The 17559-nt window shown below is 69.2% G+C and carries 14 protein-coding genes; 9 read left to right on the top strand and 5 right to left on the bottom strand.

The features are described 5' to 3' along the window. Window positions 1-21: 21 nt before the first annotated feature. The 3 genes from AC07FK_RS00070 to eccCa form a co-directional block, all read right to left on the bottom strand. Window positions 22-348 carry a hypothetical protein gene (locus AC07FK_RS00070; protein WP_479101137.1) on the bottom strand — a complete coding sequence of 109 codons (327 nt, stop codon included), beginning with the start codon at window positions 346-348 and terminating at the stop codon, window positions 22-24. A 239-nt stretch (window positions 349-587) separates the two neighbouring features. Then, window positions 588-959, bottom strand: a complete 372-nt coding sequence (locus AC07FK_RS00065) for a hypothetical protein (RefSeq protein ID WP_138909827.1) — start codon at window positions 957-959, stop codon at window positions 588-590. A gap of 177 nt (window positions 960-1136) precedes the next feature. Then, window positions 1137-5081: a type VII secretion protein EccCa gene (gene eccCa / locus AC07FK_RS00060; RefSeq protein ID WP_479101135.1), complete on the bottom strand. Its 3945-nt coding sequence runs from the start codon at window positions 5079-5081 to the stop codon at window positions 1137-1139. Between the two features lie 259 nt (window positions 5082-5340). Here eccCa and eccD point away from each other — a divergent pair, with 259 nt between their 5' ends. The 6 genes from eccD (at window position 5341) to AC07FK_RS00030 (ending at window position 12397) form a co-directional block, all read left to right on the top strand. Further along, window positions 5341-6798: a type VII secretion integral membrane protein EccD gene (gene eccD / locus AC07FK_RS00055; protein WP_479101133.1), complete on the top strand. Its 1458-nt coding sequence runs from the start codon at window positions 5341-5343 to the stop codon at window positions 6796-6798. Window positions 6799-6994: 196 nt separating this feature from the next. After that, window positions 6995-7285 carry a 30S ribosomal protein S15 gene (gene rpsO / locus AC07FK_RS00050; protein WP_018551846.1) on the top strand — a complete coding sequence of 97 codons (291 nt, stop codon included), beginning with the start codon at window positions 6995-6997 and terminating at the stop codon, window positions 7283-7285. 282 nt (window positions 7286-7567) lie between these two features. Continuing rightward, complete coding sequence (locus tag AC07FK_RS00045; RefSeq protein ID WP_479101131.1) at window positions 7568-9790, top strand: polyribonucleotide nucleotidyltransferase; 2223 nt, start codon at window positions 7568-7570, stop codon at window positions 9788-9790. Continuing rightward, window positions 9787-11166: a M16 family metallopeptidase gene (locus AC07FK_RS00040; RefSeq protein ID WP_479101129.1), complete on the top strand. Its 1380-nt coding sequence runs from the start codon at window positions 9787-9789 to the stop codon at window positions 11164-11166. Before AC07FK_RS00045 ends, AC07FK_RS00040 begins: the two co-directional genes overlap by 4 nt. 23 nt (window positions 11167-11189) lie before the next feature. Continuing rightward, on the top strand, window positions 11190-11942 hold the full coding sequence (gene dapB / locus AC07FK_RS00035; protein WP_479101128.1) for a 4-hydroxy-tetrahydrodipicolinate reductase: 753 nt from the start codon (window positions 11190-11192) through the stop codon (window positions 11940-11942). A 14-nt stretch (window positions 11943-11956) separates the two neighbouring features. Next, window positions 11957-12397, top strand: coding sequence for a hypothetical protein (locus AC07FK_RS00030; protein WP_479101126.1), 441 nt, complete (start codon window positions 11957-11959; stop codon window positions 12395-12397). Window positions 12398-12454: 57 nt separating this feature from the next. Here AC07FK_RS00030 and AC07FK_RS00025 read toward each other — a convergent pair whose 3' ends face one another. Further along, window positions 12455-13012, bottom strand: coding sequence for a hypothetical protein (locus AC07FK_RS00025; protein WP_479101123.1), 558 nt, complete (start codon window positions 13010-13012; stop codon window positions 12455-12457). A 95-nt stretch (window positions 13013-13107) separates the two neighbouring features. Then, window positions 13108-13347, bottom strand: a complete 240-nt coding sequence (locus AC07FK_RS00020; protein WP_138895371.1) for a hypothetical protein — start codon at window positions 13345-13347, stop codon at window positions 13108-13110. 202 nt (window positions 13348-13549) lie between these two features. Here AC07FK_RS00020 and thyX point away from each other — a divergent pair, with 202 nt between their 5' ends. The 3 genes from thyX (at window position 13550) to AC07FK_RS00005 (ending at window position 17207) form a co-directional block, all read left to right on the top strand. After that, window positions 13550-14302 (top strand): FAD-dependent thymidylate synthase, encoded by a 753-nt coding sequence (gene thyX, locus AC07FK_RS00015; protein ID WP_479101121.1) that lies wholly within the window; start codon window positions 13550-13552, stop codon window positions 14300-14302. A gap of 207 nt (window positions 14303-14509) precedes the next feature. Continuing rightward, window positions 14510-15409 (top strand): 4-hydroxy-tetrahydrodipicolinate synthase, encoded by a 900-nt coding sequence (gene dapA / locus AC07FK_RS00010; RefSeq protein ID WP_453406270.1) that lies wholly within the window; start codon window positions 14510-14512, stop codon window positions 15407-15409. A gap of 112 nt (window positions 15410-15521) precedes the next feature. Continuing rightward, on the top strand, window positions 15522-17207 hold the full coding sequence (locus AC07FK_RS00005) for a ribonuclease J (protein ID WP_479101119.1): 1686 nt from the start codon (window positions 15522-15524) through the stop codon (window positions 17205-17207). The last annotated feature ends 352 nt before the right edge of the window (window positions 17208-17559 follow it).

The following is a 17559-nucleotide window of genomic DNA, read 5'->3' as shown; positions in this document are numbered from 1 at the left end:
CGGCTGTCGTGGCGGCGGTCCCTACGCGCCCGCCTCGCGCTGCCGGCGGTACAGCGCGACGGCCTTCTCCGTCGGGTAGTTGGGTACGGTCACGGATTCGCCGGTGTCCTTGGCCACCACGATCTTGCTGCCGCCGGGCTGTGCCGGCCGAGGCCGGCCGGCCGCGTCGGTGGTCGGCGGGAAGGTCGCGTACACCAGGTAGCCGATGTCGAACTCGTGGACGTGCATCGGGGCCGGTGTACCGTCCGCCAGCTTGGGCTGGGCGTAACGACTGCGGACGATCTCCAGAGCCTGCTCCGGAGTGGTGGGCGGGACCTGGGGCTCGGGGGCGGGTGTCTCCGGGGTCATGGGTGGTGTCCTTGCCTGACTCGCGTTGCCTTGGGTGGGAACTCGCCGACACAATCGTCGGCAAGAGGTCCTGGGGCCGTGTGTGCTGACTCGACGTCGATCGTAGACGTGCTCGGGCGGTCCGGCAGGAGGCCCATGCGCTGTACGGACGCCCGTACGCCGGCCGCCGTTCGCTGACCGCCGACCTCATCCGCCGGTAGGACTCAGCACATCAGCAGCACCGCAGACGCACCGGCGCCTCACACCGACCTGAAGTTGTTCACCTTCGCGCCGCCGTCGGCCTCGTGCTGCGACGTCAGCGCCGCGTACTTCGCGTCCTCTTCCGCCTCGTGCTTCTCGTGGTTCACACCCATCGTCGTGAACTTCAGACCCATGCCCGCGATCCGCTTCGCCAGGCTGGGCATCGAGTCCTTCATGCCGTCGCGCAGGCCCTCGTAGACGACGCCGAAGTGCTCGCCCATCTCCTCGTCGCCCCACGGCGGCGTCTTGCCCGAGTCCTCCTCAATGGCGTTCAGCCCCTCGAAGAGCGCCTTCGCGGCCAGGGCGAAGTCCTGCCCCACCTCGAACATGTGGAAGCCCTCACCCTTGAGAACCGACGCATCGACCCTCACCCCGTCCCCCGCCACAACTGCCCCCCATGTCCGCCACACCGCACGTCTGTCGCAGCGTCAGCCTAACGCCCGAGCCGCGCCCCCTCCAAGGGATACGGGGGAGGGGCGGCGCCCACCGGCCGCCGCCCCTCTCGTCACACTCCGCCCCTCCCGTCACACGCGCACAGCCGCAGCCGTTCAGAACCGCGAAGGCAGCCACCCCACCTGCACCATCTGTCCGCTCCTGCGCCGCGTGTGGAAGTACCCGCGCCCCGGGGGCAGCTGCGACGGCGTGATGCTGCCGAGCAGCGCGCCCTCCGACCGGTCGCCGGACATCACCAGACCCTGCGCCCCGAGCTCCCGCAGCCGCTGCATCACCGGCTCGTACAGCGACCGGCTGGCGCCGCCCGCCGAGCGCGCGATGATGACGTGCAGGCCCACGTCACGGGCGTACGGCAGGTACTCCACCAGCGGCGACAGCGGGTTCATCCCGGTCGCCACCAGGTCGTAGTCGTCGATGATGACGTACGCGTCCGGGCTGTTGTACCAGCTCCGGTTGCGCAGCTGCTCCGGCGTCACGTCCGGCCCCGGCATGCGGCGGCTGAGCGAGCCCGCCAGGCCCTCCAGCGTCTCCGTGAGCGCCGGGGCGGACGCGCAGTAGCGCGACAGGTGCGAGTCCGGTACGGCCTCCAGGTGCGCACGCCGGTAGTCACCCATGACGATCTTCGCCTGCTCGGGCGTGTAGCGCTCGGTGATCTGCTTGATGAGCAGCCGCAGCACGGAGGACTTACCGGACTCGCTCTCACCGAACACGATGAAGTGCGGGTCCGTCTCGAAGTCGATGAACACCGGCGCGAGCGCCGACTCGTCGATGCCGAACGCGACACCGCGGTCCGGGTGCTCGAACCCCTTCGGCAGCCGCTCCGCCTCCAGGATCCTCGGCAGCAGCCGCACCGCCGGAGCCGGGTTGCCCTGCCAGTTCTCGTTGATGCCCCGGATGAGCACGGCCGTGGCCTCCGCCAGGTCCTCCGTCTCCGAGGAGCCGTCGACCCGCGGCAGCGCCGTCATGAAGTGCAGCTTGTCCGGGCTCAGACCGCGGCCCGGTACGGACGCGGGCACGTTCTGCGCCACCTTGCGGTCGATCTCCGACTCCGTCGGGTCGCCGAGCCGCAGCTCGATGCGGTTCTGCAGCATGTCCTTGAGAGCCGGCCGCACCTCGGTGTAGCGGCTCGCGGTCAGGATCACGTGGACACCGAAGCCGAGACCGCGCATCGCCATGTCCGTGATGCTCGCTTCGAGCATCTCGTAGTCCGTCTTGAACGTCGCCCAGCCGTCGATGACGAGGAAGACGTCACCCCACGGCTGGTCGGGCAGCTGACCCGCCGCCCGGCGCTGCCGGTACGTCTGGATCGAGTCCACGTTGTTCGCGCGGAAGTACTCCTCACGCGCGTTGAGGATGCCCTCGACCTCGCTGACCGTGCGCCGGACCTTCTCGCCGTCGAGCCGGTTCGCGACCCCGCCGACGTGCGCCAGATCCTCCATCGCGATCAGACCGCCACCACCGAAGTCCAGGCAGTAGAACTGCACTTCGCTCGGCGTGTGCGTGAAGGCGAACGACGAGATGAGCGTACGCAGCAGAGTCGACTTGCCGGACTGCGGACCGCCCACGAACAGACCGTGGCCAGCACCGCCGGAGAAGTCCCGGTACAGCACGTCGCGCCGCTGCTCGAACGGCTTGTCCACCAGACCGACCGGCACGTTGAGCCGCCCGAGCGCCGTGTACTCCGGCGCGGTCAGACCGCGCTCCGCAGTGACGGCCAGCGCGGGCAGCAGCTGCTCCAGCGACGGCGCCTCCTCCAGCGGCGGCAGCCACACCTGGTGCGCCGGCGGCCCCTGGTTCTCCATCTTGGCGACGATCACGTCGAGCACGGTGTCCGCGAGCGCGTCGTCGACCCGGTTCCCGGCCTCCGGCTCCTCGACCACCGGCTGCGGCGGCAGCGCCACGTGCTGCGCCGTGAACAGCGCGGGCCGCAGCTGGGTGGAGCGGTGCACACGCGACGGACCCTCGCCGTGGTACGGACCCGACACGTACGCCGCCTTGAAGCGGACCATGGTGTCGGTGTCGTACCGCAGATAACCGGAGCCCGGAATCGACGGCAGGTGGTACGCGTCCGGGACGCCGATCGCCGTGCGCGACTCGGCGGCGGAGAAGGTGCGCAGACCGATCCGGTACGACAGGTACGTGTCCAGACCCCGCAGCTTGCCCTCCTCCAGACGCTGCGAGGCGAGCAGCAGGTGCACACCCAGCGAACGGCCGATGCGGCCGATCTGGATGAACATGTCGATGAAGTCGGGCTTGGCGGTGAGGAGTTCGGAGAACTCGTCGAGCACGATGACCAGAGAGGCCAGCGGCTCGAGCGCGGCGCCGGCCGCCCGCGCCTTCTCGTAGTCGTGGATGTTCGCGTAGTTGCCGGCCGTACGCAGCAGCTCCTGGCGGCGCTGCATCTCACCCATGATCGAGTCGCGCATGCGGTCGACGAGCGTCAGGTCGTCCGCCAGGTTGGTGATGACGGCCGCGGTGTGCGGCATGTCGACCATGCCCGCGAAGGTCGCGCCGCCCTTGAAGTCCGCGAGGATGAAGTTCAGCGTCTCCGAGGAGTGCGTCACCGCGAGACCGAGCACCAGCGTGCGCAGCACCTCGGACTTGCCGGAGCCGGTAGCGCCGACGCACAGGCCGTGCGGGCCCATGCCCTCCTGCGACGCCTCCTTGAGGTCGAGCATGACCGGCTCGCCGTTCTCGCCGACACCGATCGGCACCCGCAGCCGCTCGTGCAGCGTGCGCGGACGCCAGGTGCGCGAGACGTCGACCGAACCCGCGTCGCCGATCCCCATCAGATCGGTGAAGTCCAGGTTGGACAGGAGGGGTTCGCCCTCCTCGGCGGTGCCGACACGGAAGGCCGCGAGCTGGCGGGCCAGCGACTCGGCCTGCTCCTGGCTCAGCACGTCGGGCTTGCCGCTGTACGCCGACTCGTGGCCCACGTACAGCTTCATGCGGTCCGGCTTCACGTGCGCCGTAAGACCGCCGCGCAGCTCGTCCTCCAGCTCACCGGGCGCTATCTCCAGGAACGTGACGCCCTGCAGTCCCTCGGCGCCGGCCAGCCCCGAGTCGGGCGGAACGGTGCCGCCGTCGAGCACCACGATCAGGTGCGGCTGGTCGTACACGGGGTTCGCGTCCCGGTTCCAGCGCGGCCGGTCGGCGAGCTGGTCCTCCAGCGCCTCCTCCAGCTCACCGAGGTCGTCGAACAGCAGCCGGGCCGAGCCCGCGCCGTCCTTGGCCTTCGGGTGCTGGCTGTGCGGCAGCCACTTGATCCAGTCCCAGTCCGCGGCGGCCGAGGGGTGCGCCACCACGGCGATCATCAGGTCTTCGGGGGAGTGCAGCGTCGCCAGCTGCGCGATCGCCGCACGGGCGTTGCCGTAGACGGTCTCGGTGTCCCCGGCCACCGCCACGTGGTAGAAGGCGCGCAGCGAGACGGACACCGGCAGATCGGCCAGGCTGCCGTGCGCGTCGAGGAAGGCCTTCATGGCCGCCGCCGTCAGCGGCTCCAGCTCCTCCTTCGGGGCGGTCTCCGGCGCGGCCAGGGGAGTTGCCAGCTGCTGGCTGCCGAGCCCCATGCGTACGGACGCGAAGTCGGCGTCGGTCGGGCGGCGTTCCCACAGGCGCTTGCCGTCCGCCGCCACCGCCCACAGCTGGTCCGGGTCCGGGTGCTGGAAGAGCTGCGTACGGCGCTGGAGTTCGGCCGTCTTGTGCACGTCCTTGCGGACCTGCTCCAGGTATCGGAAGTAGTCGCGCCGGTCCTGCGCCATCCCCGCGCCGCCGCCCTGCCGGGACTTGACGAACTGGGCGATGCCCATGGCGAGGGTCGAGGCCAGCATGAGCCCGCCGACCACCCGCATGTAAGAGGGAAGGTTGGGCATGAAGAAGAAGCCGACAGAACCCAGCATGCCCATCATCGGCAGCAGGTTCATCAGCACACTGTCGTCGCCCTCCCGCGGAATCTCTGGCGGCGACTCCAGCTTGACCTCGCCGTCCGGGACAGCAGGCGGCTGGATCCGCGGCTGCCGTTTGATGATGACGACGCTCACCGATGCACTCATCCTTCGCGATTGCTGTGTTTTCTTCCCGGGTGCAACCCCCGGACCCCCGGCCCGAAAAGCAGGCACGCGTAGCCGCTGATCCTACTGTCACGCCCGCGACCGCAGAGAGGCAGGAGCGTGGAGATGCGGGGGAGTGCGAGGAGGAATGAGGGAGGCGGGCCCTGTACCCCCGTGAGTGGACGATAAGGTGGCGCTCCGCGTCGTACGAGCGGCGCAGAGAAGCTTGTCTAGCAGGGGGAACTACCAGGTGAGCACGGGCACATCGACGGGTTTCTGCCGAGTCACCGTCGCAGCGCCGGACAGCCGAATCGATGTGGCGCTGCCGGAGGACCTGCCGATCCAGGACATCTACCCGGAGATCGTCAGGCTCTCGGGAATGGCCCAGCCGGACGGCAGCCTCGCCGGCTACCACCTCGTTCGCCGCGACGGTCATGTCCTCGACGCGAGCCGTTCGTTGCTGGAACACCGCGTCAGGGACGGTGAGGTGCTGCTGCTGCGCACGTTCGCCGACTCGCTGCCGCCGGCCGTCCACGACGACGTCGTCGACGCGGTCGCCACCGCCGTCAAGCAGGACCTGCGCGGCTGGAACGACAACCTGATGCGGGTCGCCGGCCTCGTCTCCGGCGTGCTGCTGCTGGCGATGCTCGGCTTCGTCTTCTGGTTCGCCGACCCGATCCGGCACGACATGCACGGCCTCCAGGGCATCGTCGCCGGCGTCGTCGCCCTGACTCTGACCGCCCTCGCCGGCGTGCGCGGCCGGGTGTACGACGACAGGGCCTCCGCCGTCGCCCTGGGCATCGCCGCTCTGCCGCACGCGCTCATCGCGGGCTCCGGCGTCATCCCGCAGGACGCGGGCGAGGGCCCCGGCCGGCTGCAGTTCCTCGTCGGCTGCGTCGCCGTGCTCATCTTCTCCGTCGTGCTGATCATGCTGCTGCCGCAGGGCGACGCCCCGTTCGTCGCCGCGGCACTGGCCGCCGCGATCGGCACCCTCGCCGCTTTCGGCGGAGTGCTCACCGAGGCGCAGCCCCGCGAGATCGCCGCCGCCACCTCGGTCGTCGCCCTGGCCGTCGTCGGCTTCCTGCCGGGCTGGTCGGCCCGCTTCGCCAAGCTGCCGATCGGCTTCCGCAACCCCGAGGACCTGGCCAGGGCCCGCCGCGAGGGCCAGGAGGGCAGCCTGGAGGCCGTCGACGTACAGCGCATCGTCGCCCAGACCAGCCGCGGCCACGAGCTGCTGCTCGGCCTCGTCGGCGGCTGCGCCGTCGTCATCCTCGGCGCCGGCGGAGCGGTGCTCGGCTTCAGCGACAGCGGCTGGGCCCAGCTCATGGCCCTGGTCACCGCGCTGGCCGCGATGCTGCGTGCGCGCCTGTTCCGCTACACCGCACAGGTCACCTGCCTGCTCGTGGCCGGCGTCCTCACCATGGGCCTGCTGATCCTCGGCCTCGCGATCTCACCCCCCATGGAGATCCTCGTCGAGCTCGCCCGGGGCGACTCCTCGGCCGTCGACGTACGGACCCTGTGGCTGGGCGCCTCGGTCGCCGCCGGTGCGATGCTCCTGATCGCGATCGCGCTGATCGTTCCCCAGAAGGGGCTGTCGCCCTTCTGGGGCCGCATGCTCGACCTGGCCGACTCGCTGGTCCTGCTCTCCCTGATCCCGATCTGCCTGGCGGTGCTCGACGTGTACGCCGAGGTCCGCGGCGGTTTCTGACCCGCACGGACCGCCGTCGCCCGCTGTCAAGGGGCGCTCGCACTTGCTGGTAAGCTGCATGACGGCCGCTTGTGTATGCGCCCCCGGACCTCCGGAGGCTGCGCCCAGCGGATCCCCGCCTCCCGAGTAACGGAAGCTCCCCAGAGAATTCGACCTGGGGCACTCGATGGCAATACGAAGACCAAGAGGAGTACGCGTGCCGCTCGACGCCGCTACGAAGAAGCAGATCATGACCGAGTTCGCTCAGAAGGAAGGCGACACCGGCTCCCCCGAGGTCCAGGTCGCCATGCTTTCGCGCCGGATCTCGGACCTCACCGAGCACCTGAAGACGCACAAGCACGACCACCACTCGCGTCGCGGTCTGCTGATCCTGGTCGGCCAGCGCCGCCGCCTGCTGCAGTACCTGGCCAAGAAGGACATCCAGCGCTTCCGTGCCCTGGTCGACCGCCTCGGTATCCGCCGTGGCGCGGCCGGCGGCGCCAAGTAAGACGGACGTCGTGAAGGGAGCGGTACCCCACTTCCAGGGGACCGCTCCCTTTGCTGTACGTGCATGACGTACCGGACGCTCAGTAGTCTGGTCGTACAACGGAACACAGAACGAGCGAGAAGCGGCTTCCACGCCGCCGGTCCTCGGTAGTGGCCCCCGGAGCACATCGACACCGGGGTCTTCGATCGAAGACCGGCCCGCAGCTGAAGCGCTTCTCCGCCACTGTCCCCCCGCCACACGGGCGACGGGGACGAAAGACGAAAAGTATCGGAGATAACGCTAGTGGAGAACGAGACCCACTACGCCGAGGCCGTCATTGACAACGGTTCCTTCGGCACCCGCACCATCCGCTTCGAGACGGGCCGCCTCGCCAAGCAGGCCGCCGGCTCCGCCGTGGCGTACCTGGACGACGACACCATGGTGCTGTCGGCCACCACCGCTTCCAAGAAGCCCAAGGACCAGCTCGACTTCTTCCCCCTCACGGTGGACGTCGAGGAGCGGATGTACGCAGCCGGAAAGATCCCCGGCTCCTTCTTCCGTCGTGAGGGCCGGCCCTCCGAGGACGCCGTCCTCACCTGCCGCCTGATCGACCGCCCGCTGCGCCCCTCCTTCAAGAAGGGCCTGCGCAACGAGATCCAGATCGTCGAGACGATCATGGCGCTCAACCCCGACCACCTGTACGACGTGGTCGCGATCAACGCCGCCTCCTGCTCCACGCAGTTGGCCGGCCTGCCCTTCTCCGGCCCGATCGGCGGCACCCGTGTCGCGCTGATCAAGGGCCAGTGGGTCGCCTTCCCGACGCACACCGAGCTCGAGGACGCCGTCTTCGACATGGTCGTCGCCGGTCGCGTCCTGGAGGACGGCGACGTCGCGATCATGATGGTCGAGGCCGAGGCCACCGAGAAGACGATCCAGCTCGTCAAGGACGGCGCCGACGCCCCGACCGAGGAGATCGTCGCCGCCGGTCTCGAGGCCGCGAAGCCGTTCATCAAGGTCCTCTGCAAGGCCCAGTCGGACCTCGCCGCCAAGGCCGCCAAGCCCACCGGCGACTTCCCGGTCTTCCTCGAGTACCAGGACGACGTGCTGGAGGCGCTCACCGCCGCCGTCAAGTCCGAGCTCGCCCAGGCGCTCACCATCGCCGGCAAGCAGGACCGCGAGGCCGAGCTGGACCGCATCAAGGAGATCGCCGCCGAGAAGCTGCTCCCGCAGTTCGAGGGTCGCGAGAAGGAGATCTCCGGTGCGTACCGCGCGCTGACCAAGCACCTGGTCCGCGAGCGCGTCATCAAGGACAAGGTCCGCATCGACGGCCGCGGCGTCACGGACATCCGTACGCTGGCCGCCGAGGTCGAGGCCATCCCGCGCGTGCACGGCTCGGCGCTGTTCGAGCGTGGCGAGACCCAGATCCTGGGCGTCACCACCCTCAACATGCTCCGTATGGAGCAGCAGCTGGACACCCTTTCCCCGGTGACCCGCAAGCGCTACATGCACAACTACAACTTCCCGCCGTACTCCGTCGGTGAGACCGGCCGCGTGGGCTCGCCCAAGCGCCGCGAGATCGGCCACGGCGCGCTCGCCGAGCGCGCCATCGTGCCGGTGCTGCCGACGCGCGAGGAGTTCCCCTACGCGATCCGCCAGGTGTCCGAGGCTCTCGGCTCCAACGGCTCGACGTCCATGGGCTCGGTCTGCGCCTCCACCATGTCGCTGCTGAACGCCGGTGTGCCCCTCAAGGCCCCCGTCGCCGGTATCGCCATGGGCCTGATCTCGCAGGAGATCGACGGCAAGACGCACTACGTCGCCCTCACGGACATCCTCGGCGCCGAGGACGCGTTCGGCGACATGGACTTCAAGGTCGCCGGTACGAAGGAATTCGTCACCGCCCTCCAGCTCGACACCAAGCTGGACGGCATCCCGGCCTCCGTCCTGGCCGCGGCCCTCAAGCAGGCCCGCGACGCCCGCCTCCACATCCTCGACGTGATGATGGAAGCGATCGACACGCCGGACGAGATGTCCCCCAACGCCCCGCGGATCATCACCGTCAAGATCCCCGTGGACAAGATCGGCGAGGTCATCGGCCCCAAGGGCAAGATGATCAACCAGATCCAGGAGGACACCGGCGCGGACATCACGATCGAGGACGACGGCACCATCTACATCGGTGCCCAGGTCGGCTCGCAGGCCGAGGCGGCCCGCGCGACGATCAACGCGATCGCGAACCCGACCATGCCGGAGGTCGGCGAGCGCTACCTGGGTACGGTCGTCAAGACCACCACCTTCGGTGCCTTCGTCTCCCTGATGCCCGGCAAGGACGGTCTGCTGCACATCTCGCAGATCCGCAAGCTCGCCGGCGGCAAGCGTGTGGAGAACGTCGAGGACGTGCTCGGTGTGGGCCAGAAGGTCCAGGTCGAGATCGCCGAGATCGACTCCCGCGGCAAGCTCTCCCTCGTCCCCGTGATCGAGGGCGAAGAGGGCACGGACGCCGACCAGAAGGCCGACGCCGACCAGTGACATCCCGTAGTTCCGTGACGACGGCCCGCACCTCCTCGGAGGGGCGGGCCGTCGCCCGTACCCAAACGCTGCTCAAGGGCCGCAACGGCATCGGCACCGTCCGCAGGACCACCCTCCCCGGTGGTCTGCGCGTCGTCACCGAGACCCTGCCCTCCGTACGATCCGCCACCTTCGGCATCTGGGCGCACGTCGGCTCCCGCGACGAGACGCCCTCGCTGAACGGCGCCACGCACTACCTCGAGCACCTGCTCTTCAAGGGGACCGAGAAGCGCAGCGCCCTCGACATCTCCTCCGCGATCGACGCGGTCGGCGGCGAGATGAACGCCTTCACGGCGAAGGAGTACACGTGCTACTACGCCCGTGTACTGGACACCGATCTCCCCCTCGCCATCGACATCGTCTGCGACATGCTGACGGGGTCCCTGATCAGGGCCGAGGACGTGGACGCCGAGCGCGGCGTCATCCTCGAAGAGATCGCGATGACCGAGGACGACCCGGGCGACGTGGTCCACGACCTGTTCGCGAAGACCATGTTCGGCGACACCCCGCTGGGCCGTCCGGTCCTCGGCACCGTCGACACCGTCGAGGGGCTGTCCGCGGACCGCATCCGCCGCTTCTACAAGAAGCACTACGACCCGACGCACCTCGTCGTCGCGGCCGCGGGCAACGTCGACCACGCCACTGTCGTACGCCAGGTCCGCAGGGCCTTCGAACGGGCCGGCGCCCTGTCCCGCACGGACGCGGTCCCGCTCGACCCGCGCGACGGCTCCCGCGTGATCCGCACCGCCGGCCGCGTCGAGCACCTGAACCGCAGGACCGAGCAGGCGCACGTCGTCCTCGGCATGCCGGGCCTGTCCCGCACCGACGACCGCCGCTGGGCGCTCGGCGTACTGAACACGGCCCTCGGCGGCGGCATGTCGTCCCGCCTCTTCCAGGAGGTGCGGGAGAAGCGCGGCCTGGCCTACAGCGTGTACTCGTACACGTCGAGCTTCGCCGACTGCGGACTCTTCGGCGTGTACGCGGGCTGCCGGCCCGCCCAGGTCCACGATGTCCTGAAGATCTGCCGCGACGAGCTCGAGAAGGTCGCCGCGGACGGTCTGCCCGACGAGGAGATCGACCGCGCCGTCGGCCAGCTCTCCGGCTCCACGGTCCTCGGCCTGGAGGACACCGGCGCCCTCATGAACCGCATCGGCAAGAGCGAGCTGGCCTGGGGCGACCACATCTCCGTCGACGACATGCTCGCCCGGATGGCGGCAGTGACGCCCGACGAGGTACGGGAGGTGGCCGCCGACGTCCTGGGCCACCGGCCGTCGCTGTCGGTCATCGGTCCGCTCAAGGACAAACAGGCGGACCGCCTGCACGAATCAGTCGCCTAGAGCCCTCCAGAAAGAAGCAAGCAATGAGCAAGCTGCGCGTGGCCGTTCTCGGTGCCAGGGGCCGTATCGGCTCCGAGGCCGTACGGGCCGTCGAGGCCGCGGAAGACATGGAACTGGTGGCGGCGCTGAGCCGGGGCGACAAGCTGGAAGCCCTCGTCGAGGCCGACGCCCAGGTCGTCGTCGAGCTCACCACCCCCGCGTCGGTGATGGGCAACCTCGACTTCTGCGTACGCCACGGCATCCACGCCGTCGTCGGCACCACCGGCTGGACCGACGAACGTCTCGCGCAGCTCCGCTCCTGGCTGGCGACCTTCCCGGAGACCGGCGTGCTCATCGCGCCGAACTTCTCCATCGGCGCGGTCCTGACTATGAAGTTCGCCCAGCAGGCGGCCCCGTACTTCGAATCCGTCGAGGTCGTCGAGCTGCACCACCCGAACAAGGCCGACGCCCCCTCGGGCACCGCCACCCGCACCGCCCAGCTCATCGCGGCGGCGCGCGCCGAGGCCGGCAGCGCCCCCCAGCCGGACGCCACGACCACGGCGCTCGACGGCGCCCGCGGCGCGGACGTGGACGGCGTGCCCGTGCACGCGATCCGCCTGCGCGGTCTCCTCGCCCACCAGGAAGTGCTCCTCGGCGGCGAGGGCGAGACCCTGACGATCCGGCACGACTCCCTGCACCACAGCAGCTTCATGCCGGGCATCCTGCTCGGCGCGCGCCGCGTGGTGACCACTCCCGGCCTCACCTTCGGCCTGGAAAACTTCCTCGACCTGAGCTGACGGCAGCGAGAACCATGCGCGCAAAGATCACGTACTTCGTCCTCGCCGCCGTCCTGGTCGTCTACTTCGTCCTGGCCGGCAGCCGCGGGTACTTCCTCATCCGGGAAGGCACCGTCCTCACCGTCACCTTCGGCGTCGCGGTGCTGATCCTCCCCGCGATCGGCATGTGGTTCCTCTGGCACACCACGCGGTTCGCCCGCAAGGCGGACGCGCTGGCCGCCGAGCTGGACGCCGAGGGCGGCCTGCCCGTCGACGAGCTCGTACGTACGCCCAGTGGCCGCATCGACCGCGACTCGGCCGACGAGGTCTTCGCCCGCCGCCGCGCGGAGACCGAGGACGCCCCCGACGACTGGCGGTCCTGGTTCCGTCTGGCCATCGCCTACCACGACGCCCGGGACACCCCGCGCGCCCGCAAGGCGATGCAGCGGGCGATCGCCCTCCACGAGGGCAGGTAGGCGCACGCGAAAGGGGGCGTCCGGCCGGACGCCCCCTTTTCACATGCCTGCCGTGGTTCAGACCGGCCGGTACTCGGCCCCCCAGGCCTCGACCGTGTCGGCCGCCCGGTCGAAGGCCTCCACGCGCGACAGGAAGTCCGCGTTGTGGTCGGTGAGCAGCTGAAGCCGCTCACCGTCCCGCCCGACCAGTACGAGGGCCTGCCCCTGCACCGTGCGCGGCAGGCCGAGCCACCGCACCGGCTGCTGGACCGTACGCACGTCCGTCGCCCGGCTCCACGGCACCGTGGTCGTCGAGAGGAACCGCACGCGCCGCAGTCCGTGCCGGCTGACCCAGGCGCCCACGCGCAGCAACCGCAGCGCGCAGGCGATCACGACGACCGCCAGACCCATGCAGACCGCTGCGCCCGGTACCGCCCCGGTGAAGGCGATGACCATCGCGGCCAGCAGGACGAAGGACGCGAGGAGCAGCAGCAGGGCTGCCGCCGCCACCCGCCAGGGGCCGGGGCGGTACGGCCGGCGCCATTGATCGTGATCGTCGAAGGGCAGCGCGACGTCGTCGGACGCCTCACCGGGCGCTTCGAAAGCACGGTCGGCCGTCAGAAAGGGCAGGGGCACGACTGATCCTCACTCACCAGCACGCTCGATTGGGCTGTGCCCGGTGAGGCTATACAGCGGGTCTTCGCCCGGCCACCCCAGGGGGCCCGGACGAGTCACCGTCCGTCGGCCGCCTCGGATTTCTGTGTCACGCCCGGACCCTGCGCGGGGTCGAGGGCGGGAAGCCCGAAGAGCAGCGATCCCACCAGTCCGGCGACGACGGTGAGACCGATGAGCGTACGTCCGACGACCTCGGAGACGCTCGGACGTTCGGGGGGCGGAGGGGTGACATTACTGCGGAATCGGTCGGCCTCCGCAACGAATGCGAAGGGGACGGACTCTCGCCGGCGCAACATGGGGCGCACTCCTTTGCTCTTTTTGATCTGGTACTGGGGCTTCTACAGGGACAGACGTACAAAGCTGTCGCTTGGTGCCCGATTTCCCTGAATCGGCCGAACAATGTCCCCCGGCCGCCGACGGGCCCGGACCGGCCGTCGCTGTCGGTGGCGGCCCGTAGAGTGTGGGTCGCCCGAGCGATGTACATGGAAGGACCCGCCGGTGACTGTTACCCCTGATGGCACCCCCACCGAGACCGCCAAGCCCGACTTCCGAAGCGACGTCACGGTGGATCTGGTCAAGCACACCGCCAGCGACTCCGACGTGCTGTGGGCCGCCCGGGTCTCGACCGCCGGCGAGCAGTCCCTGGAGGAGCTGAGCAAGGACCCGGAGCGCTCCAAGGGCCTCATCAACTACCTCATGCGCGACCGTCACGGCAGCCCCTTCGAGCACAACTCGATGACGTTCTTCATCAGCGCCCCGATCTTCGTCTTCCGCGAGTTCATGCGGCACCGCGTCGGATGGTCGTACAACGAGGAATCCGGCCGCTACAGGGAGCTGGAGCCGGTTTTCTACGTCCCCGGAGAGTCCCGCAAGCTCGTCCAGCAGGGCCGTCCCGGCAAGTACGAGTTCGTCGCGGGCACCCCGGAGCAGCAGAAGCTCACGACCCGCGCGATGGAGGACTCCTACCGCCAGGCGTACGAGGCGTACCAGCAGATGCTGGCTGCCGGAGTCGCCCGCGAGGTCGCCCGCGCGGTGCTCCCCGTCGGCCTGTACTCCTCCATGTACGCCACCTGCAACGCGCGCTCGCTCATGCACTTCCTCGGCCTGCGCACCCAGCACGAGCTGGCTAAGGTGCCCTCCTTCCCGCAGCGCGAGATCGAGATGGTGGGAGAGCAGATGGAGGCCCAGTGGGCCAAGCTCATGCCCCTCACCTACGCGGCCTTCAACGCCAACGGCCGCGTCGCCCCGTAGGGCCTGCGGACGGGCCCGAGGACAGATGTACGGATCCACCGTCCGAAGTGTCCGTATTGCCGCAGTTCGAGAATTTCATCTAGGCTGATCAAACGGACCCGGTACTGCTTGAACCCCCGAGCAGGCAGTGCCGGGTCCCACTCTTCCCGTACGTCCGACCTCCCCCGAGGGGACACCACGCGTTGAGCAGCGAGTAGCGTGTTACCCATGGCTCCGATCTCCACTTCGCAGACCCCCTTCGGGCGGGTCCTCACCGCCATGGTCACGCCCTTCACGGCGGACGGCGCACTCGACCTCGACGGCGCCCAGCGCCTTGCCGCCCACCTCGTGGACGCCGGCAACGACGGGCTGATCGTCAACGGCACCACCGGCGAGTCGCCGACCACCAGCGACGCGGAGAAAAACGACCTCGTACGGGCCGTGCTGGAAGCAGTCGGACACCGGGCCCACGTCGTCGCCGGAGTCGGCACCAACGACACCCGGCACAGCCTCGAGCTGGCCCGCGCCGCCGAGCGCACCGGCGCGCACGGCCTGCTCGCCGTGACGCCGTACTACAACAAGCCCCCGCAAGAGGGACTGCTCCGCCACTTCACGGCCATCGCCGACGCCACCGAGCTCCCCGTGATGCTCTACGACATCCCGGGCCGCAGCGGCGTGCCGATCAACACCGAGACGCTCGTCCGGCTGGCCGAGCACCCGCGCATCGTCGCCAACAAGGACGCCAAGGGCGACCTCGGCCGCGCCAGCTGGGCCATCGCCCAGAGCGGCCTCGCCTGGTACTCCGGCGACGACATGCTGAACCTCCCCCTCCTGTCCGTCGGCGCCGTCGGCTTCGTCTCGGTCGTCGGCCACGTGGTCACCCCCGAGCTGCGCGCCCTCCTCGAGGCCCACCTCGCCGGCGACGTACGCAAGGCGACGGAGATCCACCAGCGGCTGCTCCCGGTCTACACCGGCATGTTCCGCACCCAGGGCGTCATGACCACCAAGGCCGCCCTCGCCCTCCAGGGCCTGCCCGCAGGCCCGCTGCGCCTTCCCATGGTGGAGCTGACGCCCGACGAAGAGGCACAGCTCAAGCGGGATCTCGCGGCCGGCGGAGTGGCCCTCTGACCAGACTTCACAACTGAATACGCAGGAATCCCACACACAACAGCAAGTGCACGAATGTCATGCGCGCCACGTGCCCTCAGCGGTACGTGGCGTGTGTGGTGAGGAGAGTCTTTTGAGTCATCCGCATCCCGAACTCGGTACCCCGCCGAAGCTCCCCAAGGGCGGTCTGCGCGTCACCCCGCTCGGCGGTCTCGGCGAGATCGGCCGGAACATGACCGTCTTCGAGTACGGCGGCCGCCTGCTCGTCGTCGACTGCGGCGTGCTCTTCCCCGAGGAGGAGCAGCCGGGCATCGACCTGATCCTGCCGGACTTCACGTCCATCAAGGACCGCCTCGACGACATCGAAGGCATCGTGCTCACGCACGGCCACGAGGACCACATCGGCGGCGTCCCCTTCCTGCTCCGCCTGAAGCCGGACATCCCGCTGATCGGCTCCAAGCTGACCCTCGCGCTGATCGAGGCGAAGCTCCAGGAGCACCGCATCCGCCCGTACACCCTCGAGGTCACCGAGGGCCACCGCGAGCGCGTCGGCCCCTTCGACTGCGAGTTCGTGGCGGTCAACCACTCCATCCCGGACGCGCTGGCCGTCGCCATCCGCACCCCGGCGGGCATGGTCGTCCACACCGGCGACTTCAAGATGGACCAGCTCCCGCTGGACCGCCGCCTCACCGACCTCCCGACGTTCGCCAAGCTCGGCGAGGAGGGCATCGACCTCCTCCTCTCCGACTCGACGAACGCCGAGGTCCCCGGCTTCGTCCCGCCCGAGCGGGACATCTCGAACGTCCTGCGCACGGTCTTCGCGAACGCCCAGAAGCGCATCATCGTGGCCAGCTTCGCCAGCCACGTGCACCGCATCCAGCAGATCCTCGACGCCGCCCACGAATACGGCCGCCGCGTGGCCTTCGTCGGGCGCTCGATGGTCAGGAACATGGGCATCGCCCGGGACCTGGGCTACCTGAAGGTCCCGGCCGGCCTGGTGGTCGACGTCAAGACCCTCGACGACCTCCCCGACCACGAGGTCGTACTGGTCTGCACGGGCTCGCAGGGCGAACCGATGGCCGCCCTGTCCCGCATGGCCAATCGCGACCACCAGATCCGCATCGTCCAGGGCGACACCGTCATCCTGGCCTCGTCGCTCATCCCGGGCAACGAGAACGCGGTCTACCGGGTGATCAACGGCCTGACCCGCTGGGGCGCCAACGTCATCCACAAGGGCAACGCCAAGGTGCACGTCTCGGGCCACGCGTCGGCCGGCGAGCTGCTGTACTTCTACAACATCTGCAAGCCGAAGAACCTGATGCCGGTCCACGGCGAATGGCGGCACCTGCGCGCCAACGCCGAGCTGGGAGCCCTGACGGGCGTCCCCAAGGACCACATCGTGATCGCCGAGGACGGCGTGGTGGTCGACCTGGTCGACGGCCGCGCGAGAATCGTCGGCAAGGTCCAGGCCGGTTACGTGTACGTCGACGGCCTCTCGGTCGGCGACGTCACCGAGACGCACCTGAAGGACCGCCGGATCCTGGGCGAGGAGGGCTTCATCTCGGTCTTCGTCGTCGTCGACACCGCCACCGGCAAGGTGGTGGGCGGTCCGAACATCCACGCCCGCGGCTCCGGCATCGACGACTCGGCCTTCGCCGCGGTCGTCCCGCGGATGGAAGAGGTCATCGCCAAGTCGGCCCAGGACGGCGTCCTGGAGACGCACCAGATCCAGCAGCTCATCCGCCGCACGGTGGGCAAGTGGGTCTCCGACACCTACCGCCGGCGTCCGATGATCGTGCCGGTCGTCGTCGAGGTCTGATGGCCCAACTGGGAGCGGAGCTCCTCGATTTGCATCGAGGCGCTCCGCTCCAGTACGTTTGCGACTCCTCCTGAACGGGAAGCCCGGCGCACTGGTGCGTCCGGGGGCCACCCGGTCGGGGCGGGAATTCCGACTCAGAACCTCTGATAAAGTCGGAACCGCCGGAAAGGGAAACGCGAAAGCGAAGAACTGGAAAGCGCCGAGGAAGTCGGACACGAAAGCGTCTGATAGAGTCGGAAACACGAAATACCGAACGAAAGCCCGGAGGAAAGCCCGAGAGGGTGAGTACAAAGGAAGCGTCCGTTCCTTGAGAACTCAACAGCGTGCCAAAAGTCAACGCCAGATATGTTGA

It is taken from the genome of Streptomyces sp. NPDC046122, assembly GCF_056429965.1.
This window is presented reverse-complemented; position numbering and strand designations above follow the sequence as displayed.